Source organism: Roseateles cavernae (genome assembly GCF_040187885.1).
Lineage (GTDB): Bacteria > Pseudomonadota > Gammaproteobacteria > Burkholderiales > Burkholderiaceae_C > Roseateles_E > Roseateles_E cavernae.
Map to the genome: position 1 here is coordinate 637295 of NZ_JBDPLH010000002.1, position 20815 is coordinate 658109.

General features: G+C 67.9%; 17 protein-coding genes and 4 tRNA genes. 7 read left to right on the forward strand and 14 right to left on the reverse strand.

Going from position 1 to position 20815, the window contains the following annotated elements:
• Positions 1-2: 2 nt before the first annotated feature.
• The 4 genes from ABGI63_RS09850 (at position 3) to ABGI63_RS09865 (ending at position 5146) form a co-directional block, all read left to right on the forward strand.
• Entirely contained in the window at positions 3-923 is a 921-nt protein-coding gene (locus tag ABGI63_RS09850) for an ABC transporter permease (protein WP_262969874.1), read from the forward strand.
• Positions 924-951: 28 nt separating this feature from the next.
• On the forward strand, positions 952-2127 hold the full coding sequence (locus ABGI63_RS09855; protein ID WP_349742253.1) for a BMP family ABC transporter substrate-binding protein: 1176 nt from the start codon (positions 952-954) through the stop codon (positions 2125-2127).
• A 155-nt stretch (positions 2128-2282) separates the two neighbouring features.
• Positions 2283-4199, forward strand: coding sequence for a S9 family peptidase (locus tag ABGI63_RS09860; protein WP_349742254.1), 1917 nt, complete (start codon positions 2283-2285; stop codon positions 4197-4199).
• Entirely contained in the window at positions 4199-5146 is a 948-nt protein-coding gene (locus tag ABGI63_RS09865) for an AraC family transcriptional regulator (RefSeq protein ID WP_349742255.1), read from the forward strand. Before ABGI63_RS09860 ends, ABGI63_RS09865 begins: the two co-directional genes overlap by 1 nt.
• Positions 5147-5158: 12 nt before the next feature.
• On the opposite strand, the gene ABGI63_RS09870 is transcribed toward ABGI63_RS09865, so the two are convergent.
• The 3 genes from ABGI63_RS09870 to rsgA form a co-directional block, all read right to left on the reverse strand.
• Positions 5159-7444, reverse strand: coding sequence for a TonB-dependent receptor plug domain-containing protein (locus ABGI63_RS09870; protein ID WP_349742256.1), 2286 nt, complete (start codon positions 7442-7444; stop codon positions 5159-5161).
• Between the two features lie 96 nt (positions 7445-7540).
• The gene (locus ABGI63_RS09875; RefSeq protein WP_349742257.1) at positions 7541-9130 is read right to left on the reverse strand and encodes a serine hydrolase domain-containing protein; all 1590 of its coding nucleotides are present in this window, start codon (positions 9128-9130) and stop codon (positions 7541-7543) included.
• A gap of 69 nt (positions 9131-9199) precedes the next feature.
• The gene (rsgA, locus tag ABGI63_RS09880) at positions 9200-10285 is read right to left on the reverse strand and encodes a ribosome small subunit-dependent GTPase A (protein WP_349742258.1); all 1086 of its coding nucleotides are present in this window, start codon (positions 10283-10285) and stop codon (positions 9200-9202) included.
• Positions 10286-10856: 571 nt separating this feature from the next.
• On the opposite strand from rsgA, the gene ABGI63_RS09885 reads away from it, so the two are divergent.
• From ABGI63_RS09885 to ABGI63_RS09895, 3 genes are read left to right on the forward strand one after another with little or no spacing between them, the layout of a single operon-like run.
• A complete protein-coding gene (locus ABGI63_RS09885) occupies positions 10857-12236 on the forward strand; it encodes an efflux transporter outer membrane subunit (protein WP_349742259.1) in 1380 nt (459 codons plus the stop codon).
• A gap of 1 nt (position 12237) precedes the next feature.
• A complete protein-coding gene (locus ABGI63_RS09890; RefSeq protein ID WP_349742260.1) occupies positions 12238-13440 on the forward strand; it encodes an efflux RND transporter periplasmic adaptor subunit in 1203 nt (400 codons plus the stop codon).
• Positions 13441-13442: 2 nt separating this feature from the next.
• Positions 13443-15395, forward strand: coding sequence for a MacB family efflux pump subunit (locus tag ABGI63_RS09895; RefSeq protein ID WP_349742261.1), 1953 nt, complete (start codon positions 13443-13445; stop codon positions 15393-15395).
• A gap of 22 nt (positions 15396-15417) precedes the next feature.
• On the opposite strand, the gene ABGI63_RS09900 is transcribed toward ABGI63_RS09895, so the two are convergent.
• The 11 genes from ABGI63_RS09900 to ABGI63_RS09950 all read right to left on the reverse strand — a co-directional run bounded on the left by ABGI63_RS09900 (position 15418) and on the right by ABGI63_RS09950 (position 20810).
• Positions 15418-15924, reverse strand: a complete 507-nt coding sequence (locus tag ABGI63_RS09900) for a hypothetical protein (RefSeq protein ID WP_349742262.1) — start codon at positions 15922-15924, stop codon at positions 15418-15420.
• Between the two features lie 229 nt (positions 15925-16153).
• Positions 16154-17041, reverse strand: a complete 888-nt coding sequence (locus tag ABGI63_RS09905; RefSeq protein WP_349742263.1) for a LysR family transcriptional regulator — start codon at positions 17039-17041, stop codon at positions 16154-16156.
• A gap of 298 nt (positions 17042-17339) precedes the next feature.
• A complete protein-coding gene (locus tag ABGI63_RS09910) occupies positions 17340-17936 on the reverse strand; it encodes a hypothetical protein (RefSeq protein ID WP_349742264.1) in 597 nt (198 codons plus the stop codon).
• Positions 17937-17952: 16 nt separating this feature from the next.
• The gene (locus tag ABGI63_RS09915) at positions 17953-18132 is read right to left on the reverse strand and encodes an oxidoreductase-like domain-containing protein (RefSeq protein ID WP_349742265.1); all 180 of its coding nucleotides are present in this window, start codon (positions 18130-18132) and stop codon (positions 17953-17955) included.
• Between the two features lie 69 nt (positions 18133-18201).
• On the reverse strand, positions 18202-19515 hold the full coding sequence (locus tag ABGI63_RS09920; RefSeq protein ID WP_349742266.1) for a leucine-rich repeat-containing protein kinase family protein: 1314 nt from the start codon (positions 19513-19515) through the stop codon (positions 18202-18204).
• A 15-nt stretch (positions 19516-19530) separates the two neighbouring features.
• Positions 19531-19875: a zinc ribbon domain-containing protein YjdM gene (locus ABGI63_RS09925; RefSeq protein WP_349742267.1), complete on the reverse strand. Its 345-nt coding sequence runs from the start codon at positions 19873-19875 to the stop codon at positions 19531-19533.
• Positions 19872-20264 (reverse strand): glutaredoxin family protein, encoded by a 393-nt coding sequence (locus ABGI63_RS09930; protein ID WP_349742268.1) that lies wholly within the window; start codon positions 20262-20264, stop codon positions 19872-19874. The genes ABGI63_RS09925 and ABGI63_RS09930 overlap by 4 nt, the downstream gene beginning before the upstream one ends.
• A 62-nt stretch (positions 20265-20326) precedes the next feature.
• Positions 20327-20402: transfer RNA gene (locus tag ABGI63_RS09935), tRNA-Asn, on the reverse strand.
• Between the two features lie 60 nt (positions 20403-20462).
• Positions 20463-20538 (reverse strand) — tRNA-Asn (locus ABGI63_RS09940).
• 60 nt (positions 20539-20598) lie between these two features.
• Positions 20599-20674: transfer RNA gene (locus ABGI63_RS09945), tRNA-Asn, on the reverse strand.
• Positions 20675-20734: 60 nt separating this feature from the next.
• Positions 20735-20810: transfer RNA gene (locus tag ABGI63_RS09950), tRNA-Asn, on the reverse strand.
• Positions 20811-20815 lie beyond the last annotated feature (5 nt).

Here is a 20815-nt window from a genome sequence, read left to right on the forward strand (position 1 = left end):
CGATGGAAAGCTATGCACTGCTGGTCGCTGCCGCGATGAACGCCGGCACCTTGCTGGCCATCGCCGCGCTGGGCCTCTTGATCAACGAGCGGGCCGGCATCGTCAACCTCGGCGCCGAGGGCATGATGCTGGTGGCGGCCATCGCCGGCTTCGCCACCGCGGTCCACACCGGCAGCGATGTGCTGGCCTTCGCGGCCGGCATGGGGGCAGGGGCGCTGATGGCAGGTGCCTTCGGCGTGCTGGTGATCTGGCTCAACACCAACCAGTACGCGGCCGGCCTGGCGCTGAGCCTGTTCGGCAGCGGTTTCTCGGCCTTTGTCGGCATCGGCTATGTGCAGGAGAAACTGCTGGAGCGGCCGCGCTTTGCGCTGCCCTGGCTGGGCGATATCCCGCTGCTGGGCCCGGCGCTGTTCCGCCAGCATCCCGTCGTCTATCTGGCGATCGCGCTGACGGTGTTGCTGGCCTGGTTCCTCTACCGCTCGCGCGCGGGCCTGGTGCTGCGCGCGGTCGGCGAGTCGCCCGAGTCGGCCCATGCGCTGGGCTATCCGGTGCGGCGCATCCGGCTGGCTGCGGTGATGAGCGGCGGCGCGCTGTGCGGGCTGGCCGGCGCCTATGTCTCGGTGATCTACACCCCGCTGTGGGTCGAAGGCATGATGGCCGGCAAGGGCTGGATCGCGCTGGCGCTGACGACCTTCGCGACCTGGCGCCCGGCACGCGTCTTGCTCGGCGCTTATCTGTTCGGCTTTGTCACGATGCTGCAGTTCCATCTGCAGGGCCAGGGCGTGCAGATCGCCAGCCAGTTCCTGTCGATGCTGCCCTATCTGTCCACCATCGCGGTGCTGGTGCTGATCTCCAGCAACGCGAGCTTCATCCGTGCCAATATGCCGGCCTCGCTGGGCAAGCCGTTTTTTCCGGGTTCCTGACCGAAACAATGCAACTGTGGAGAGTGCAATGAGCATCAAGAAGAGCAAACGCGATCTGCTGAAACTGGCCGGCTGGTCCTCGCTGGCCGCCACCGCCGCCCTGGTCGGCTGCGGCAAGAAGGAGGAGGCCGCGCCGGCCGCCGATGCCGCCTCGGCTCCGGCCTCGGCCGCCGCCCCGGCCAAGCCCGAGCCGCTAAAGATCGCCTTCGCCTATGTCGGCCCGGTCGGCGATGGCGGCTGGACCTTTGCGCATGACAACGGCCGCAAGGCGGTCGAGAAGGAATTCGGCGACAAGATCGTCACCAGCTATGTCGAGAAGGTGCCCGAGTCGGCCGATGCCGAGCGGGTCTTCCGCGATATGGTGGGGCAGGGCAACAAGCTGATCTTCGGCACCACCTTCGGCTATATGGAGCCGATGATGAAGGTCGCGCCCGATGCCAAAGACGTCAAGTTCGAGCACGCCACCGGCTACAAGCAGGCCGAGAACCTGCGCAGCTACGACTCGCGCACCTACGAGGGCGCCTATATGGCCGGCGTGATCGCCGGCAAGATGACCAAGAGCAACACGCTGGGTGTGGTCGGCTCTATCCCGATTCCCGAGGTGATCCGCAATATCAACAGCTTCACGCTGGGCGCGCAGAGCACCAATCCGAAGATCAAGGTCAAGGTGGTCTGGGTCAACGAGTGGTTCAACCCGCCCAAGGAAACCGAGGCCGCGCAAAGCCTGATCAACGGCGGCGCCGATGTGCTGATGCAGAACACCGACTCGTCGGCCGTGCTGCAGACCGCCGAGAAGAACGGCAAATACGCCTTCGGCTGGGATTCGGACATGACGGCCTACGGCCCCAAGGCCCACCTGGGCTCGGCCATCATCAACTGGGCGCCTTACTACATCGCCTCGGTGCGCGAGGCGCTGGACGGCAAGTGGACGGCCGGCGCCGGCAAGCATGCCTGGTGGGGCGTCAAGGAAGGCGCGATCGATATGGTCTCGATCAACGAGGTCGTGCCGGCCGAGGTCAAGGCCCAGATCGACACGATACGTGCCGGCCTGAAGGACGGCTCCTTCTCGATCTGGAAAGGCCCGATCACCGGCCAAGACGGCAAGCCGGTGCTCAAGGACGGCGAGGTCGCCGACGACAAGTTCCTGTCGGGCGTGAACTTCTATATCAAGGGCGTCGAGGGCAAGGTGCCCAGCGGCAAGTAAGCCAACACTGCCCCCCCGCGCGCTTTGTGCGGGGGGCAGGTCGGCCCCGCGAATCCGCAGTCCGTCAGAAACCCTGTGCGGCCGCGGGGCCGGTCTCTCTATAGTCCGCGTCTTACCGGCTGCATGCAGCGGGGATCAGTGACAAGGAGAGACGATTGAACATCCGTATCCACAAGGCCGCACTGCTGGCCGGCTGCCTGATGCTGGCCGGCGCCTCGGCGCTGGCGGCCCCGGCGACTCCGAAGCCTGCGGCCGAGCACGGCAAGGCCGTCAAGCGCTACAGCATCGAGCAGTTCATGGCGACGACCCGCATCAGCGGCGCCTCGTTCTCGGCCGATGAAAAACGCATCCTGTTCTCCAGCAATGCCTCGGGCATCGTCAATGTCTACAGCATGGCGGTGGCCGGCGGCGAGCCGCAGGCGCTGACCCGCTCGACCACCGACAGCAATTACGCGGTCAGCTACTTCCCGGCCGACGACCGCGTGCTGTTCACCCGCGACCAGGGCGGCAACGAGCAGAACCATCTCTATGTGCGCGAGCTCGACGGCAGTGAGAAAGACCTGACCCCCGGCGACAAGCTCAAGGCCATCTTCGCCGGCTGGGCCCATGACGACAGCGCCTTCTATGTCGCGACCAATGAGCGCGATGCGCGCTTTCACGACCTCTACCGCGTCGACACCAAGACCTATGCCCGCAGCCTGGTCTACAAGAACGAGCAGGGCCTGAGCGTCAGCGAGATCAGCCGCGACGGCCGCTGGATCGCGCTGGTCAAGACCAACACGACGGCCGATTCGGACGTCTATCTCTACGACACCCAGACCCAGCAGACGACGCACATCACGCCGCACCAGGGCGTCGCCTCCTTCGAGGCGGCCAGCTTCACGCCGGACTCCAAGCGCCTGCTGCTGCTGTCCAACGAGGGCAGCGAGTTCAGCCGCCTGGTGGCGTATGAGCTGGCAAGCGGCGCCAAGAGCGAGTTCGAGAAGGCGGACTGGGACATCCTGTTCAGCGAGTACTCGCGCGACGGGCGCTACCGCGTCACCGGCATCAATGCCGATGCCAGCGTGCAGGTGCGCCTCAGCGGGCCGGACGGCAAACCGCTGGCCCTGCCCAAGCTGCCCGAGGGCCAGATCCGCGGCCCGCGCTTCTCGCGCAGCGGCAAGCAACTGGCTTTCTATGTCAACGGCGACCGCGCGCCCAGCAATCTCTTCGTCTACGACCTCGGCAGCAAGCAGGTCCGCCAGCTGACGCAAAGCCTGTCCAAGGCGATCGACCCGAACGATCTGGTCGAGGCCCGCATCGTGCGCTTCAAGTCCTTCGACGGCCTGGTGATCCCCTCGGTCTATTACGAGCCCAAGGGCGCCTCGGCCAAGCACAAGGTGCCGGCCGTGGTGCTGGTGCACGGCGGCCCCGGCGGCCAGACCACGCGCGGCTACTCGGTGTTGTCGCAATACCTGGCCAACCAGGGCTATGCGGTGCTGGGCATCAACAACCGCGGCAGCTCCGGCTATGGCAAAAGCTTCTATATCGCCGATGACGGCAAGCATGGCCGCGAGCCGCTGTGGGACTGCATCGAGGCCAAGACCTGGCTCGCCAGCACCGGCGTGATCGACCCCGAGCGCATCGCCATCATGGGCGGCTCCTACGGCGGCTATATGACCCTGGCGGCGCTGGCCTTCCGGCCCGAGGCCTTCAAGGTGGGCGTGGACATCTTCGGCGTCTCCAACTGGCTGCGCACCCTGGAATCGATCCCGCCTTACTGGGAGAGCTTCCGCCAGGCGCTCTATCAGGAGGTCGGCGATCCGGTCAAGGACAAGGACTTCCTGATCGCCACCTCGCCGCTGTTCCACGCCAAGAACATCCGCGTGCCGCTGCTGGTGGTGCAGGGCGCCAACGATCCGCGCGTCATCAAGCCGGAGAGCGACGAGATCGTCGAGGCGGTCAAGAAGAACGGCGTGCCGGTCGACTACCTGGTGTTCGACGACGAGGGCCATGGCTTCGCGAAGAAGAAGAACGAGGCCGAGGCCTTCCGGCGCATCGTCGAGTTCCTCGACAAGCACCTGAAGGGCTGATGACCGCGCCCGACACCAGCCGGCGCCAGTACGCGCGGCGCATGAACCGGGTGCTGGACCATATCGATGCGCACCTGGACAGCCCGCTGGACCTGGAAGCGCTGGCCGCGCTGGCGCATTTCTCGCCCTTCCATTTCCACCGCCTGTTCGCGGCCTGGATGGGCGAGACCCTGGGCGCCTATCTGCAGCGGCGGCGCCTGGAGGCGGCCGCGCAAGGCCTGACCCTGATGCCGGAAGCCTCGGTGCTGCAGGTGGCGCTGCGTGTCGGTTTCGGCTCGGGCGAGGCTTTCGCGCGCGCCTTCAAGCTGCATTTCGGCTGCACGCCCACGGCCTGGCGCGCCGGGTCGACCGAGCGCTGGGGCCGCTATCTGCAGGCCCAGCGCGAGCAGCTGGCGCAACTCCGCAAGCTCGATCAGGACGGGCGGAGCGTCGGCTCCGAAGATGGCGACTCCCGCAACTTCATCGAGTCACACAGCATGCAAGTCGAGATCAAGACCCTGGCGCCGCAGCGCATCGCCTATCTGCGCTATATCGGCGCCTACGGCCCGGCCGTCACCCAGTTCTGGGGCGAGAAAGTCGCGCCCTGGATGCAGGCCGAGGGCCTGCTCGGCCGGCCCAGCTATGGCATCAGCCATGACGATCCCAGCGTCACGCCGGCCGATCGCTGCCGCTACGACGCGGCCGTGGCCGTGCCGCCCGACTACCAGGCCAGCGGCGAGGCCAGCATCACCGAGCTGCCCGGCGGGCGCTATGCGGTGGCGCGCTTCGAGGGCAGCGGCGCCGAGATCGGCGCGGCCTGGTCCGCGCTGTTCCGCGAGTGGCTGCCCAGCTCCGGCCTGCGCTGCGACGGCCGGCCCTGCTTCGAGCACTATGCCGACGAGAACAGCTACGACCCGGCGACCGGCCGCTTCAGTTGCGAAATCTGCATTCCGGTGGTCAAGCTCTGAGCCTGACCGGGGCTAGAGCTTGATCTCCAGCCGCAGCTGCCAGTTCATGAATGTGCGGCCGTAGTTCTCGCTCGTGATGGACTTGTCGGCCGTCGTGATCACGCTGCCGGTGTCGTAGTCCAGCGGCGCCAGATTGCCGCCGGACAGGCGCAACGCGGTGCTGCGGTTGATGTTCCACAGCGCGAAGGCGTCGATGACCTGGCGGCGCGGCGCGCTGCTGGACTGGATCAGGGTCTGCTGGATGGTCGTGGCCGGCACCCAGTTGACGCTGGCACCCAGGGTCAGCGGCAGGCTGCGCAGCCGGTAGTCGGCGCCCAGATTGGCGGTGTAGCGGGGCTGCTGGTCCAGCGTGTTGTTGGGGCCGGGGATGCCGTCGACCTTGGAGCGGAAGAAGCTGATATTGCTGCGCAGCGAGACGGGCAGGGCGTCTTCGATGAACTCGTCGAGCCGGAACTTGGCCTCCAGCTCGATGCCGCGCGTGACGGCCTTGCCGATATTGCTGGGCCGCGCCACCCAGCGCGGCTCGGTGGACCAGGATACGGTCTCCAGCGTGGTGGTCGTGCGTATCAGATCCTTGATGCGGCGCGCGAAGACGCTGACGCTGAGCACCCCGCCCTTGCTCAGATAGCGCTCCAGCGCCAGGTCGATGCCGGTGGCCAGCTCGGGCTTCAGATCGGGGTTGCCGACCCGGTCCGCATAGTTGGGTTCGTTGGCGCCGCCGGGGAACTGGGCATTGATCACCGGGCGGGCGATCAGGTCCTGGGTGTTGGGGCTGCGGTAGCTGCGCGTCAGGCTCATGCGGACCTGGTCGCGGCTCTTCTCGTCGGGCTTCCAGACCGCATGCAGCAGCGGGGTCCAGACCGAAGAGTCGTTCTTGACGTTGTAGTTGCGCGCATCGCTTTCGGTGCGTATGCCCTCCCAGCGCAGGCCGGCATAGGCCGACCAGTTGGCGTTGTGCTTCCACTCGTCCTGCGCATAGGCGGCCAGGCGCAGGCTGGAGGCCTCGAACTCGTCGCCGAACTCCTCCAGCGCCATCACCCGCATGCCGTCCATCAGGCTGCGCCGGGTCTGGCTGCGGCGGTTGCCCTCGGCCTCCAGGCCGGCCACCAGGCTGTGCTCCTCGGCCATCAGGTGCGAGAGCTTGGCGCCCAGGTTCCAGGAGCGGTCGCGGTTGCGGCTGGCCTCCAGCTGGTCGGGCAGCGGCTCGTTCTTGAGCCATTCGCGGCGCAGGCTCTCGCTGTCCATATCGGCGCGGCCGATGGCGCCGCGCAGCTCCAGCCGCGTGTCCTCGCCGAGCCGCCGACTCAGCGTGCCATTCAGGCGCAGCAGGCTGAAGTCGCTGTCATTGCGGGTCTGCGCGGTGTCGTAGTGCAGCATCCCGTTGCTGGCGTCCTGTCGGCGCAGGCTGCTGCTGGTGCCCTTGGCGGCCGCCAGCATCGGCATCAGGGTCAGCGTGTCGCCACCGGCGAGCCGCCACTGGATGCGGGCGTTCAGATTGACGCGGCGGCGATCATCCTCGCTCTGGCCGGTGTTGCGCTGCTCGTTGAGGATCAGGCCGTCCGAGAGGCGGCGGGTCGTGGCCAGGCTGTCGGCATCGTCGCGCCGCTTGCTCTCGCCGGCATTGACCGAGAGGCTGTAGGCGCTGCCCTCATCGTCGAGCTTGTCGTTGCGGGTCCAGGAGAATTGCGGGCTGACGACGCCGCGCTCGCCGGCCAGCGCCAGCGCCACATCGTTGATCTTTTTCTGCAAGGCCTCGCGCAGCACGATATTGATCGTGCCGGCCACCGCGCGGGCGCCGTACTCGGCGGTCGGCGCGCGCATCACCTCGATGCGCTCGATCTGGTCGGGCGGCAGCTCCTCCAGCGAGAAGCTCGGTGGCATGCGCTCGCCGTTGACCAGGATCTGCGTGTAGCCGCCGCCCATGCCGCGCATGCGCACGCCGCCGCCGCGCCCGGGACGGCCGCCGAGGGTGACGCCGGGCAGGCGCTTGAGCGTGTCGGCCACGCTGGGATCACCGAAGCGGTCCAGCTCCTCGCGGCCGATGATGATCTTGGAGGCGGTGGAGGCGCGGCGCTGCACCGTGTCGCTGGGGCCGCCCTGGATCTGCACCCGGTCGAGCTGCTCGGGGCTGGCGGTCGGCGGGCGTGCCGGTCGCCGCTGCGGGGCGGGCGACGGCGGCTTGGCCGCCGGGGCGCTGTCGGACGTGCCCTGGGCCTGGGCGGCCCAGGGCAGCAGGCTCAGCGCAAGGCTCAGGACCAGGGGGCGGAATGGCGGACGACGGAATGGGCTGGACGGCATGGAGACGAGCGCGGGCCTCGAAGCTGGAGGATGGCGGGCGAAGCATCTCATGCCCGCAGCGGGCTCTCGCCGTGCCGCTGCCGGGTTTAAGTTTCTTTACAGAGCTGTGTGTCTTTTGAAGCGCAAACCCTTGATGCGGGCGCTGTCCACGATCAAGTCGCTGACGGCCTGGTCATGGCCGTACTCGGCCCGCAAGAGCAGATGGGTGGGTGCCCAGTAGCCGGCACCGCGCAGCTCGAACAGCCGATCGTCCAGGCCGTGCAGGGTCCAGGCCTGCTGCGCCTTCAGCAGCGGCCCCTGGACCCAGACGCGCAGACCCTGTTCATGGGCCTCGATGCGCCACCGCGTCGCGATGTCCTCGCACCAGTAGTCGCCGGCCAGCCCGGCCGGCAGCGCCGCCCGGCTCGTGACGCGCCGGCAGTCGACGCTGCGGCCGGCGCCCATGCCCAGCCGCAGGCCACCGTCCTGCTGCAGACCCAGCAGCTCGAACTCATAGGCGCCGCGCAGCGGCAGCCAGCGGCCATCGGCCTCGGGCTGCAGCTCGAAGCTGGCCCCCCATTGCTGGGCCATCAGCCGCCCGCCCTGCAGGCTCAGCTCGAAGAGCTGGCCCTGCTCGGCGTTCAGCCATGTGCCGAGCAGGGCCGCTGCGGCATCCGGGCGGGGCACCGGCGCCGGCCGGCCCAGCACCAGCCGGGCGATGTCGCGGGCGATCTTGTAGGGGTTCTGCGCGCCGTCATTGCTGATCACGACCACGGCCAGCTGCGCCTCGGGCAGCAGCAGGAACTCGGTGCGGTAGCCGGGCCACAGGCCGCCATGGCCCAGCGCCGCGAATTCGTCCAGGCGGCTGTGTTCCAGGCCATGGGCATAGGGCGAGTCCGCGCCCTGGTTCAGCGGCACCCGCGCGCCCAGCGCCTCGGCCAGATCGGCCACGCCCGGCGTCGGCTTCAGCAGATGGGCGGCCCACAGCAGCAGGTCCGGCACGCTGGAGACCAGGCCGCCTTCGCCGCCATGCTCGAAGCCGTGCTGGGCGCGCCGCCAGCCGCCTTGACCATCCGGCAGATAGGGTGAGGCCAGGCCAGGCAGCGGCACATCGCTCTCGACCAGCATCGCGGTCGAGCCCATGCCCAGCGGGCTGAAGAACTCGGCCTGCAGCAAGGCATCCAGACTCCGGCCCGAGACCCGCTCGACAATCAGGCCCAGCAGCGCGAAACCGCTATTGCAATAGAGAAAGCGGCTGCCGGGCGCGAAGTTCAGATGGCTGTTGCGCGCCATCGCGGCCAGCAGGCCGGCCCGGTCGACCCGCTGGTCCAGATTGACGCCGCCCAGGCGCAGCAGCTCCAGCACATCCGGCAGGCCGCTGGTGTTGCGCATCAGATGGCCTATCGTCACGCGCTCGGGCAGGGCCGCCAGCTCGGGGACATGGCTGCGCACCTCGTCGTCCTGGCTCAGCAGGCCGCGTCGCTCCAGCAGCAGGGCCGCAGCCACGGTGAACTGCTTGGACACCGAGGCGATGCGAAAGCGCGTGTCGCCGCGGATCGGCGTGAGCTGGCTCAGGCTGGCCAGGCCGTAGCCCTGGTTCAGCAGCACCTCGCCCTCGCGCAGCACGCCAACGGCAAGACCTGGCACCGCACGACCGGCCAGGTCGGCAAACAGGGCATCGACTTTGCTGTGCAGATCGGTCTTCATCGCGGGCATCTCCTGAGTCGGGCCAGTGTCGCATGCGGTTCGGGCAGCGCCGTGCGAGCGCCGCACCGCTCATCCCTCACCTCGCTTCGAGCGTATGTGCGCATGCGCCGCCCGCCCGCGCGCCTTCCACTCACTGAGTCGGGCGCGCCGTTCCAGCGGCCCCATGCTGTCGCGGCCGGCCTCGCGCTGCAGCTTCTGATAGCTCTTCAGCCGCGCCGGCGGCAGCGCGGCACGCACCGCGCAGCCGGGCTCGTCGCCATGCGTGCAGTTGCGGAAGCGGCATTCGCGGGCCAGGCCGAGCACATCGTCGAAGGCCTGATCCAGCTCGGCCGCGCTGGCATCGAGCTGCAGGCCGCGCAGGCCCGGCGTGTCGATGATGCAGGCGCCGTCGGCCGTGCGGTGCAGGCTGCGCACCGTGGTCGTGTGGCGGCCGCGGCTGTCGTCCTGGCGCACGCCGCCGGTGTCCTGCAACGCCGCCTCGCACAGCGTGTTGGTCAGGGTCGACTTGCCGGCACCGCTGGAGCCCAGCAGCACCAGGGTCTGGCCCAGGCCCAGCCAGGGTGCCAGTTGCGCGCGCGTGCCGGCCTGCGTGCCGTCCACCGCCAGCACCTCCATCACCGCATTGCGGCTCAGCGCCAGATGCTCGCGCAGCTCGGCCACCCGGGCCGCCACATCGCGGCACAGATCGGCCTTGCTGAGCACGACGACGGCCGGCACGCCGGAGCCGCGCACCAGCACCAGATAGCGGTCCAGCCGGGCCAGGTTGAAGTCATGGTCCAGCCCCATGACCAGCAGCGCGGTGTCGACATTGCTGACCAGGGCCTGGCGCTGGCCGTTCGGGTCGCGGCGGCTCAGGCTGTTGAGCGGCGGCAGCAGCTCGTGCACCCAGGTCTCGCCCAGCGCGTTGCGGCGCGCCAGCACCCAGTCGCCGACGGCCAGCTGGCGCGAGTCGGCGTACAAGGCCTGTTGCAGCGCCGGCAGCGCGCGGGCGCGGCAGATGCCTTGCTCGGATTGCAGGCCCAGCTGGTCGCGCTGGACTTCGGTGATGCGCCACAGCGTGGCGTCCTGGCGCCAGTCAAGCTGGGCGAGTTGAGGAAGCAGGGACAGGTTCAGGCCCAGCGGACGCAGGGCCTCGATAAGGGTGGTGCTTAGCATGGTGATGGAATGACAAACAGGCGAACGAAGGAAACCCTGGCCGATGCGCTCAGCATCGGGTGGGAAGGTCGTCGTGTTGTCGGCCGCTCACCAGCGGCGGGGCACTCGCAAGCTCAGGCGTTTGCGCAGCGCAGACCCGGCAGGATGTCGGCCGACAGCGGCAGGGCAAGATCATGTGCAGCCATAGCGGACTCCTGTGTGGGTGGATGAAGGAGCGCAGTGTGCGGCGCTCGGACGGGCAGCGTCAAGCATCGGCGTGGGTCTATCGCCACAGCCCCATAAGCAAAGGGCCACCACCTTGCGGTGTGGCCCTCGTGGCTTCCGGACATGCCACCGATGTGGCAAGACGGTGTTACTGATCAGACGCTGGTGACGGGTTCCAGAACTCTGCCCAATCTGCAGCCGGTTTTGTTTGTCTCAGTGCCTTGCATTGTGCACGCGCTTTGTGACGGTGATTTGACGATAAGCAAGGGAATGGCGATCCAGTCTTGGTCCGCAGTTCTTTACACAGGCTTCAAGGGACCGGTACATGGCTCTGCCATCATCAAGCCGTCTTCACAAAGGCATTCCGATGCGCTTGTTCTCCCCCCGATGGCTGGTGCCGGCCCTGGTCTCGCTGGCCGGTTGTGCCAATCTGGCCCCGCCCTATGCAAGACCCGACCCCGCCGTGCCCCATGCCGATCAGGCCGCGCAGCCGCTGGCCGAGGACGTGGCCGCGCTGGGCTGGCGCAGCTTCTTCAGCGATCCGCGTCTGCGCGCGGTGGTGGCCTCGGCCTTGGCCCATAACCGCGATCTGCGCGTCGCGGCGCTGAACGTCGAGCGGGCCCGTGCCCAGTACCGTATCAGCGACGCGGCCCGCCTGCCCAGCGTCAATCTCGGTGCCGGCGCCAGCCGCTCCGACAAGGCAACAAGCCTGTCGGCCAGTGTCGGCCTGGCCGGCTTCGAGCTGGACCTGTTCGGCCGCGTCAAGAACCTCGGCGAGGCGGCGCTGCAGAGCTATCTGGCCACCGCCGAATCGCGCCGCAGCGTGCAGATCAGCCTGGTCGCCGAGACGGCCAATGCCTGGCTGAGCCTGGCGGCCGATCTGGAGCGCCAGCGCCTGGCTCAGCAGACCCTGGAAACACGCCAGCGCAGCTATGCGCTGACCCAGCGCATGCACGAGCTCGGTGCGATCACCGGGCTGGCGCTGGCCCAGGCGCAGAGCTCGGTCGATGCGGCCCGGGTCGAGATCGCCAACTACGCGACGCTGATCGCGCAGGACCGCAACGCGCTGGAATTGCTGCTCGGCGCGGCCGCGCCGGCCGAGCTGCTGCCGCGCGCCGACGAGGCCCTGGGCGCGGTCAGCGCCCTGGTCGAGCTGCCGGCCGGTGTGCCGTCCAGCCTGCTGCAGCGCCGCCCCGATGTGCTGGCGGCCGAGCACGCATTGCGCGCCAGCCTGGCCGATATCGGCGTGGCCCGGGCCGAGCGTTTTCCACGCATCTCGCTGACGGCCTCGGCCGGCAGCGCCAGCCGCGAGCTGTCGGGGCTGTTCAAGTCGGGCAGCGGCAGCTGGAGCTTCGGCCCCTCGCTGACACTGCCTATCTTCGATGGCGGTGCCAGCCGCGCCCAGGTGCAGGTGGCCGAGCTGAACCGCGAGATCGCGCTGGCCGGCTATGACAAGGCGGTGCAGACCGCCTTCCGCGAGGTGGCCGATGCGCTGGCCCAGCGCGCCACCCTGGCCGAGCGTCTGGCCGCCCAGCGCTCGCTGAACGAGGCCACCGAGCGCCAGCTGCGCCTGGCCGAAGCGCAGTTCCGCGCCGGCAGCACGACCCGGCTGGAGGTGCTCGACGCACAGCGCTCGCTCTACGCCTCGCAGCAGGCGCTGATCGCGCTGCGCCTGACCGAGCAAAGCAACCGCATCACGCTCTACAAGGTGCTGGGCGGTGGCTGGAATGATGATGAGAGACGTTGATATGCCGCTGAAGAACATGATGAAGTCCTGGGGCTGGCTGGTCCTGCTCGCCGTGCTGCTGGCCGCCAGCTTCGCGGTCAAACACTTCTGGTTCACGCCACCGCCCGCGCCCCAGGTGGCCACCGCCGCCGTGGCCCTGGGCGATATCGAGGACAGCGTGCTGGCCACCGGCACCATCGGCGCCTACAAGCTGGTCAGCGTCGGCGCGCAGGTGACCGGCGAGGTCAAGCGCCTGCATGTGGCCCTGGGCGATACCGTCAAGCAGGGCCAGCTGATCGCCGAAATCGACGCGCTGACCCAGCAGAACAATCTGCGCAATGCCCAGGCCGCGCTGCAAAGCGCCCAGGCCCAGCTGGCCGCACGCCAGGCCGCGCTGAAGCAGGCCACGCTGGCGGCCGCGCGGCTGCGCGAGCTGGTGGCCATCGATGCCGGCACCCGCGCCGATCTGGAGGCGGCCGAGGCCACGCTGAGCAGCACCACGGCCGAGATCGCCGCCCAGCAGGCCCAGATCGCGCAGGCCCGCGTGGCTGAGGACACGGCCAAGGTCAATCTGGGCTACACCCGGGTGACCGCGCCGATGGACGGCATGGTTGTGGCCGTGGTCACCGAGCAGGGCCAGACGGTCAATGCCAATCAGTCGGCCCCCACCATCATCAAGCTGGCGAGGCTGGACACCATGACGGTCAAGGCCCAGATCTCCGAGGCCGATGTGCCCAAGGTCAAGCCCGGCATGCCGGTCTACTTCAGCCTGCTGGGCGAGCCGGACCGGCGCATCGAGGTCAAGCTGCGCGCGGTCGAGCCGGGGCCGACGACCTTGGCCAGCGAGACCAGCGCCACCAGTTCGGCCTCTACCAGCACCACCAGCGCGATCTACTACAACGGCATCTTCGATGTGCCCAACCCCGAGGGCAGGCTGCGCATCAATATGACGGCCCAGACCACCATCGTGCTGGCCCGGGCCCAGCAAGTCCTGACCCTGCCCAGCGCAGCGCTGGGCCAACGCGCGCGTGACGGCAGCTACCGCGTGAAGGTGCTGGAGGGTGAGGGCAAGATCGTCGAGAAGACCGTGCGCATAGGCCTGAACAACCGTGTGCAGGCCCAGGTGCTGGACGGGCTGAAGGCCGGCGAGCAGGTCATCACCAGCGAGGCCGGCACGGCCGGCGCCTCGGCGATGCCGCGCTCGCGCGGCGTGCGGATGTTCTGAGCATGAGCACAGCGCTTCTGGAGGTGCGCGGACTGACGCGCGAGTTCCCGGCCGGCGAGGGCGTCGTCGCGGTGCTGCGCAATGTCGATCTTGCGATCGAGGCCGGCGAGATGGTGGCCATCATGGGGCCCTCGGGCTCGGGCAAGTCCACCTTGATGAATATCCTTGGCTGCCTGGATCGGCCGACCCGCGGCAGCTACAAGGTGGCCGGCCAGGAGACCGGCGAGATGGCGCCCGACGCACTGGCGCGGCTGCGCCGCGAGCATTTCGGCTTCATCTTCCAGCGCTACCAGCTGCTGGGTGATCTCAGCGCGGTCGGCAATGTCGAGATCCCGTCCATCTACGCCGGCACCGCCGCGGCGCAGCGCCACGCGCGCGCCCAGCGCCTGCTGGCCCGGCTGGGCCTGGCCGAGCGCACCCAGCACCGGCCCGGCCAGCTCTCGGGCGGCCAGCAGCAGCGGGTCTCGATTGCACGGGCGCTGATGAATGGCGGCGATGTGATCCTGGCCGACGAACCCACCGGTGCGCTGGACCGGGCCAGCGGCCAGGAGGTCATGAAGATCCTCGAGGAGCTGCATGCCGACGGCCACACCATCATCCTGGTGACCCACGATGCCCAAGTCGCCGCCCATGCACAGCGCGTCATCGAGATCAGCGACGGCGAGATCGTCGCCGACCGGCGCAGATCAGGCGCGCCGGCGCCGGCGCGGCTGCAGCGCGAGGCACTGGCCAAGCCGGGCAGCGCCCTGGGCGCCCTGATCGGCCGCATCGGCGAGGCCACGCGCATGGCCTTGCGTGCGATGGTCAACCACCGGCTGCGCACGCTGCTGACGATGCTGGGCATCATCATCGGCATCGCCTCGGTGGTGTCGGTGGTCGCGCTGGGCGAGGGCTCGCGCCAGCGCATCCTGTCCGACATCAGCGCGATGGGCACCAACACCATAGACATCATGCCCGGCAGCGGCTTCGGCGACCGGCGCGCCGGCGCGATCCGCACGCTGCGCTCGGGCGACGCGCAGGCGCTGGCCCAGCTCGGCTATGTGGACAGCGTGACGCCGACGGTCAGCGTCAACGCCGGCCTGCGCTACCGCAATGTCGATGTCTCGGCCAGCATCAGCGGGGTCGGCGAGCAGTTCTTCCGCGTGCGCGGCTACAGCTTCGCGGCCGGCCAGGCCTTCGACGCGGACGCGGTGCGCCTGCAGGCCCAGGAGGCGGTGATCGATGACAACGCGCGCAAGACCTTGTTCCCCAATGGCGAGCCTGCGCTGGGCGAGGTGATCCTGCTGGGCAGCGTGCCGCTGCGCATCGTCGGCGTCACCGAGAAGAAGAGCAGCGCCTTCGGCAACGCCGACGCGCTCAATGTCTGGCTGCCCTACACCACCGCGATGAGCCGCATGACCGGCCAGGACTATCTGCGCAGCATCACGGTGCGGGTCAGCGATGCGGTGGCCAGCACCGTGGCCGAGCAGGGCATCAGCCGGCTGCTCGCTCAGCGCCATGGCAAGGACGACTTCTTCCTGATGAATACCGACAGCATCCGCCAGACCATAGCGCAGACAACGCAGACCATCACGCTGCTGATCTCGTCGATCGCGCTGATTTCGCTGCTGGTCGGCGGCATCGGCGTGATGAACATCATGCTGGTGTCGGTGACCGAGCGCACCCAGGAGATCGGTGTGCGCATGGCGGTGGGCGCACGCCAGGGCGACATCCTGCGCCAGTTCCTGATCGAGGCGGTGCTGGTCTGCGTGCTCGGCGGCGCGATGGGCGTGGCGCTGGCGCTGGGAACCGGCGCGCTGTTCGATCACTTCGCCGGGGACTTCCGCATGGTGTTCTCCAGCAGCGCCATCATCGGTGCCTTCGCGGTATCGACCCTGATCGGCATCGTCTTCGGCTTCCTGCCGGCACGCAGCGCGGCAAGACTTGACCCCGTGGAGGCCTTGGCGCGGCCCTGATGGGCCATCCGGCCAGGCCTGCTCAGGGCTGATAGAAGTAGTAGCAGCCCAGCAGTGTCGGCTGGCGGCTGTCGCCTTGCAGCGGCGCGATCAGCATCGCGGTCTTCTTCTCGCCAAGCTTGAGCTCACAGGCCATCGCGCCGTCGCTGCGCTCGCACTGCATGGCCTGGCCCAGCTGCTTCTCCATCGCCTGGCGCGCCTCGGCAAAGCCGGCGCGCACGCTCAGCGAGAAGCCCAGGCCCATGCCGACGCTGCCCGGGAAGGCTTGCAGCACCGGCAGCCCCAGTACCGTCAGCGGCGCTTTCGGGTCGAAGGCCGGCTCCTTGGGCACCTGGGTGAAGCGCGTCCGGAAGGCCTGGGCGAAGCCGCGCATGAGCTGCGGCTCCTGTTGATTCCATTCGTACCAGGAGTCGGCGCAGACGGCCAGCCGGGCCAGCTGTGCATCGTCGGCGCTGATCTGGGCGCAGGCTGCGCCGCACAGACCGGCGCTGGCCAGCGCGAGGGCGCATCGTGAAGTGAAGGAGGGCATCGGAGAGCTCGGAGTTTTACGGTGAACCGAACTCTGAGCTGCTGCGGTATCAGCGCTGTTTCGACTGACTCAAGACAGCGGTTTCAAATATTGCGTTGGCTACTCGTGATACAGCTGGCTGCGCCCACCTACGGCCCCCTGAAGATCGCGCATCACTGCGCCCGCAGGCGCTATGGGCGATCAAGGGAATCCATTGACGACAAGCATGCCGACGGGATCTCCTGAACCCTCAGTTGGCAAACTCGGCGAGCGTCTCCAGCACGCTGGCGACCGCGATGCTGGGCGCCGGGGTGCTTCGATGCGCGACGGCCATCGGCCGCATGACCTGCGGGGACAGATGGCGCACTTGCACGTCCGGAGCGTGCTGTTGGTCTTCCACCTCTTCCAGCGGCAGAAGGGCCGCGCACTGGCTGGCAATGGCCAGACTCTTCAAGGCCCCGGGGTAGCTCATCGTGAGAAAGGGCCGCGGGTGAAGACCCGCCTGAGCGAACCAGGCCGCGATGAGGCCGTGCATCTGCGTGGCCGGGGCGAAAGAAGCCCAGCGTTGCCCGGCCAGCCAGTCCGGCGTGACGAACTCCGGTGCCCGCCAAGATGAGGGCAGCAGCACCACCATGGGATCGTTTCTCCACGCAATCAAGCGGACCTCGGCGACGGGCGGCTGCGGGCTTGCGACGATGCCAATATCGAGGCTGCCGGCCTTCAGACGGCGCATGGCTTCGGCCGAGCCCAGTGCCTCCAGCCGCACTTCCACGCCCGGATTGCGCCGCGTCAAAGCCTCGAGCATCAGCGGCAACAGGCGCGTGCTCACGCCGGCCGACGCACCGATCCTGACGATGCCCTCCCGACCGGAGGCCCGGCGCCGAACCAGCTCCATCAGATCGTCGCTGGCAGCCAGCAGCTTGCGCCCCTCCCTGACCAGGGCATCGCCGGCCTGTGTCAGTTCGGCATGTCTTCTGCCGCGTGTCAGCAGGACGGCATCCAGGCGCGACTCCAGCTCCTTGATGTGCAGGCTGACCGTGGGCGGTGCGAGATGAAGCGCCTGCGCTGCGGCGGCGAAGGTGCCCAGGTCCGCGATGGTGATCAGCGTCTGCAGCTGATCAAGATTCAGGTTACGCATCAGAAATTGTGAATCTGAAAGTCATTTGATTCAACTTTACAGATGGTAGACCAGACGCGAGCATCGCCCGCCATGGTCAAACACATCGAATCTCCTGTCGCTGATGCGCTTCCGAGGGCGGCCTCCTGCCGGTTCCCGACCCTGAGCCACCGGGACCTGCCGAGATGGCGTTCGCTCTTGCACGCTTGGGCCGACAAGGCCGGGTCGGTTTTGCAGCGGGCTGAACAGCGAATCGCCGAGAACTTCAGGGTGCCACCCAACGGCGGTTGAGTGCGCTGAGTGGCGCAGGCGCGGCCACTCACCGACCAGGCTCGCGCCTCTCGATCTCAGCCGCCAGCTTCTTGATGTAGCCCTTCGCCAGCGCGTTGCGTCCTCGGGACAGCCATTTGATGCAATCGACCAGCTCCCAGATCAGCCCCTTGTCGCCGTACTCGTAGGCCGCGAAGTCTTCGGGGCTTATCGGCTCGCCGTCGGTGACGTAGCTCGCCAGCAGCTCCTGCGGATCCCAAACCGGCAGATAGGGGCGCTTCAAACGGAACGGGCTCCCGGGCTCGAAGACATGGAATTCGACGCTGGAGAAGTCCAGGTAGACCAGTTTGTGAAATGCGCCGCCGCCGGCATGAGTGCCGCCGAACTGGTCGAGAACCTCCGAGCGAGCTAGCCACTGATGCGCGGCCTGGAGCACCGCGTCGCCGTGCCCCGGGGCCGCTATCGCCACCAGGTCCAGGTCCGAAACCCGGTCGCCACAGCCTTTGGCATAGGAGCCAACCAGGATGATGGCCAGCCAGCGGGAGTCGCCCCCGGCCAGGGCGATCAAGCCGTCGAGGCGCTCGATGTGCGATTGCGGCGCGCCCTGGGCCTGCAGCCTGCTCAGCAAGGGATCGGAGATCGGCATGCCCAGGCTCCCGGTTTCAGGCTTTGCCTGGGTCTTCCTGCCGTGCCCGCCAGGCCCGCATGGCCTGCCGGTACTGGTCCATCGCCAGGTCATGCAGGTCAAAGATGCAGGGCTCGCAGCCGTTGCCGCAGCAGGCGTCGAGGTCCGGCGGTGCCGGCGGCTGGGGCATGGGGTCGGGGTCGGTCGCGGACGTCATGAGTTGAGATTGTCGCTGTAGTGGATGCTCACCATGGGGCATAAGCAGCTGACGCGAGGACCGCTTCGCTCAGCGCAGCGCTCGCTCCAGATCCGCGAACAGCGGTCGGCTTGCCACCGCATCGCTCAGGCAGGCCCGGCGCAGTGCATCCAGCGACTCAAGCCGGGCTTGAGTGGCCGGCGTGGGCGCGATGTGGGCCAGCAGCTCTTCGAGCAGGCAGCCGAAGGCGCGCACTTCCAGTCCTTGCAGGGCGAGGGCCATCGGCGTGTCGTCGGGGTCGAACAGCGAGGCCGCGCCGAAGTCGCCCAGCAAGGCCTGACCCCGGCCGTTGTGCAGGATGTTGTGGCCGTACAGATCGCCGTGGCTGACGCCGCGCTGGTGCAGCTGGTGTGCCGCCGAGGCGATGCCCCGGGCTAGCGCCAACGCGTTGTCGAGCTCGAAACGGCTGCCGTCCGGGTAGACGTCGCGGGTGCAGGAGTCCAGGCTGGGCGGCTGGGCCAGGCTGTGGAATTCGGGCGGGATCAGCTGCATCGCCAGGCCCTGGGCCTGGGTCGGATGGCCGCTGAGACGACCCAGCAGCGGGATCAGGTTCGCATGCTCGCCGGCCAGCATTGCCGCCGCCATCTCGCTGCGCGGCAGACCGTCGCTGGTGACCTCGCCCTTGAAGATCTTGACGGCAAGCGGCGTGCCGCAGCCCAGCCGCTCGGCGCGATGGATCACGCCGGAGGCGCCCTCGCCGAGTTGCTCGTGCAGGCGCAGCTCGTGCCAGGGTATGGTGGTCAGCGGTGCCTGCGCCAACCTGGCCTGTTCCAGGGCTTCGCAAAAAGGATTGCCTGCATAGGCCAGCCAGCTGAGCCTGGGCAGTGTCAGCAGCCAGTCGGGCAGGGCCGCCAGCCGGTTGGCCGAGATGCGCAGCAGTTCGAGCCCGGTGCAGGCGGCCATGTCGGCCGGCAGCGCGCGCAGGCGATTGCCCGCCAGCGCCAGCTTCTGCAGCCGGCCGCAGCGGCCGATCGCGGCGGGCAGGGCCTCGATCTCGTTGTCGGTCAGGATCAGCCAGCGCAGCCGCGCGGGCAGGGCCTCGGCCGGCACCTGGCGGATCTGGTTGCTCTTGAAGCCCACCATCTCCAGCTGGGCGCAGCGGCCCAGCACCGCCGGCAGCGCGGTGAAGCAGTTGTTCGAGCAGAAGATGATGCGCAGCCGGTGCAGGCGGGGCAAGTCGTCGGGCAGGCTGGCCAGCCGGTTGCCGGACAGATCGAGCACTTCCAGCGTCTCGGCCAGCTCGAAGATCTCGCGGGGAAATTCGCTGAGGCCCTCGCGCAGTGTCAGCCGGCGCGCGCCGGCGAGGGTGCCGGCGCGCAGATGTTCAAGAGTATGGGTGTTCATCGATGCTGCCGGCGCTCAGGCCTTCTTGACGAATTCCGACTTCAGTCCCATCGCGCCGATGCCGTCGATCTTGCAGTCGATGTCGTGATCGCCGTCGGCCAGGCGGATGTTTCTGACCTTGGTGCCGACCTTGACGACCAGGGACGAGCCCTTGATCTTCAGGTCCTTGATCACCGTGACGGTGTCGCCGTCCTTCAGCTCCTTGCCCACGGCGTCACGGATGATGCGCACTTCTTCAGTCACCGCGGGCTCCGAACCTTGAGCCGACCATTCGTGGCCGCACTCCGGGCAGACGAGCATGGATCCATCTTCGTAGGTGAATGCGGATTGGCACTGCGGGCAGTTCGGCAGGGCGCTCATGCCGCAAAGCGCCCGCGCAGATAGGCAATGATGGCGCCCGATTCGCTCAGCCATTGCACGGTGCCGCTGGCGTCGTCAGTGATCTTCAGGCAGGGCACCTTGCTTGCTCCCGAGCCTTGCTGCAGGGCGGTGCGATGCTGGGCTTCATGCTGGGCGTCCAGGCGCTGGATCGGCAGGGCCAGGCGATGCATCTCCTGGCGGACCTTGATGCAGAAGGGGCAGGTCGTGAACTGATAGAGCGCCAGGTTGTCGCACTGGCGATCGACCTCGGTCTGTTGCTCGGCGGGCCGCTGCAGGGGAGCCGGGCGGGACAGGCGCTCCTTGAGCAGCATGACCGGGCCGAGCAGGGTGCGCAGGGTTCTGAAGAAGAGTCGGATGAGGGGCTTCATGGCGGAGTGTGACTGGGCAAGAAAAAAGCCCCACACGCTTTCACATGCAGGGCTTCAATATTTGGCTCCTCGACCTGGGCTCGAACCAGGGACCTACGGATTAACAGTCCGGCGCTCTACCGACTGAGCTATCGAGGACTTGTTCGGTATGTTCTTCTTGTTTGTCGCGGTGGATCAGTACCACGGCGGCTGAAATTCTGGCTCCTCGACCTGGGCTCGAACCAGGGACCTACGGATTAACAGTCCGGCGCTCTACCGACTGAGCTATCGAGGAATTGTTCGGTATGTTCTTCTTGTTTGTCGCCGTGGATCCGTACCACGGCGGCTGAAATTCTGGCTCCTCGACCTGGGCTCGAACCAGGGACCTACGGATTAACAGTCCGGCGCTCTACCGACGGAGCTATCGAGGAATTGTTCGGTAGGTTCTTCTTGTTTGTCGCGGTGGATCAGTACCACGGCGGCTGAAATTCTGGCTCCTCGACCTGGACTCGAACCAGGGACCTACGGAGTAACAGTCCGGCGCTCTACCGACTGAGCTATCGAGGAACAGA

Coding starts and splice junctions, on each gene's coding strand:
- ABGI63_RS09865 (WP_349742255.1), top strand. CDS start 4,199: ATGACCGCGCCCGACACCAGCCGGCGCCAGTACGCGCGGCGCATGAAC.
- ABGI63_RS09900 (WP_349742262.1), bottom strand. CDS start 15,924: ATGCCCTCCTTCACTTCACGATGCGCCCTCGCGCTGGCCAGCGCCGGT.
- ABGI63_RS09920 (WP_349742266.1), bottom strand. CDS start 19,515: ATGAACACCCATACTCTTGAACATCTGCGCGCCGGCACCCTCGCCGGC.
- rsgA (WP_349742258.1), bottom strand. CDS start 10,285: ATGCTAAGCACCACCCTTATCGAGGCCCTGCGTCCGCTGGGCCTGAAC.
- ABGI63_RS09915 (WP_349742265.1), bottom strand. CDS start 18,132: ATGACGTCCGCGACCGACCCCGACCCCATGCCCCAGCCGCCGGCACCG.
- ABGI63_RS09895 (WP_349742261.1), top strand. CDS start 13,443: ATGAGCACAGCGCTTCTGGAGGTGCGCGGACTGACGCGCGAGTTCCCG.
- ABGI63_RS09885 (WP_349742259.1), top strand. CDS start 10,857: ATGCGCTTGTTCTCCCCCCGATGGCTGGTGCCGGCCCTGGTCTCGCTG.
- ABGI63_RS09890 (WP_349742260.1), top strand. CDS start 12,238: ATGCCGCTGAAGAACATGATGAAGTCCTGGGGCTGGCTGGTCCTGCTC.
- ABGI63_RS09875 (WP_349742257.1), bottom strand. CDS start 9,130: ATGAAGACCGATCTGCACAGCAAAGTCGATGCCCTGTTTGCCGACCTG.
- ABGI63_RS09930 (WP_349742268.1), bottom strand. CDS start 20,264: ATGAAGCCCCTCATCCGACTCTTCTTCAGAACCCTGCGCACCCTGCTC.
- ABGI63_RS09910 (WP_349742264.1), bottom strand. CDS start 17,936: ATGCCGATCTCCGATCCCTTGCTGAGCAGGCTGCAGGCCCAGGGCGCG.
- ABGI63_RS09870 (WP_349742256.1), bottom strand. CDS start 7,444: ATGCCGTCCAGCCCATTCCGTCGTCCGCCATTCCGCCCCCTGGTCCTG.
- ABGI63_RS09850 (WP_262969874.1), top strand. CDS start 3: ATGGAAAGCTATGCACTGCTGGTCGCTGCCGCGATGAACGCCGGCACC.
- ABGI63_RS09925 (WP_349742267.1), bottom strand. CDS start 19,875: ATGAGCGCCCTGCCGAACTGCCCGCAGTGCCAATCCGCATTCACCTAC.
- ABGI63_RS09905 (WP_349742263.1), bottom strand. CDS start 17,041: ATGCGTAACCTGAATCTTGATCAGCTGCAGACGCTGATCACCATCGCG.
- ABGI63_RS09855 (WP_349742253.1), top strand. CDS start 952: ATGAGCATCAAGAAGAGCAAACGCGATCTGCTGAAACTGGCCGGCTGG.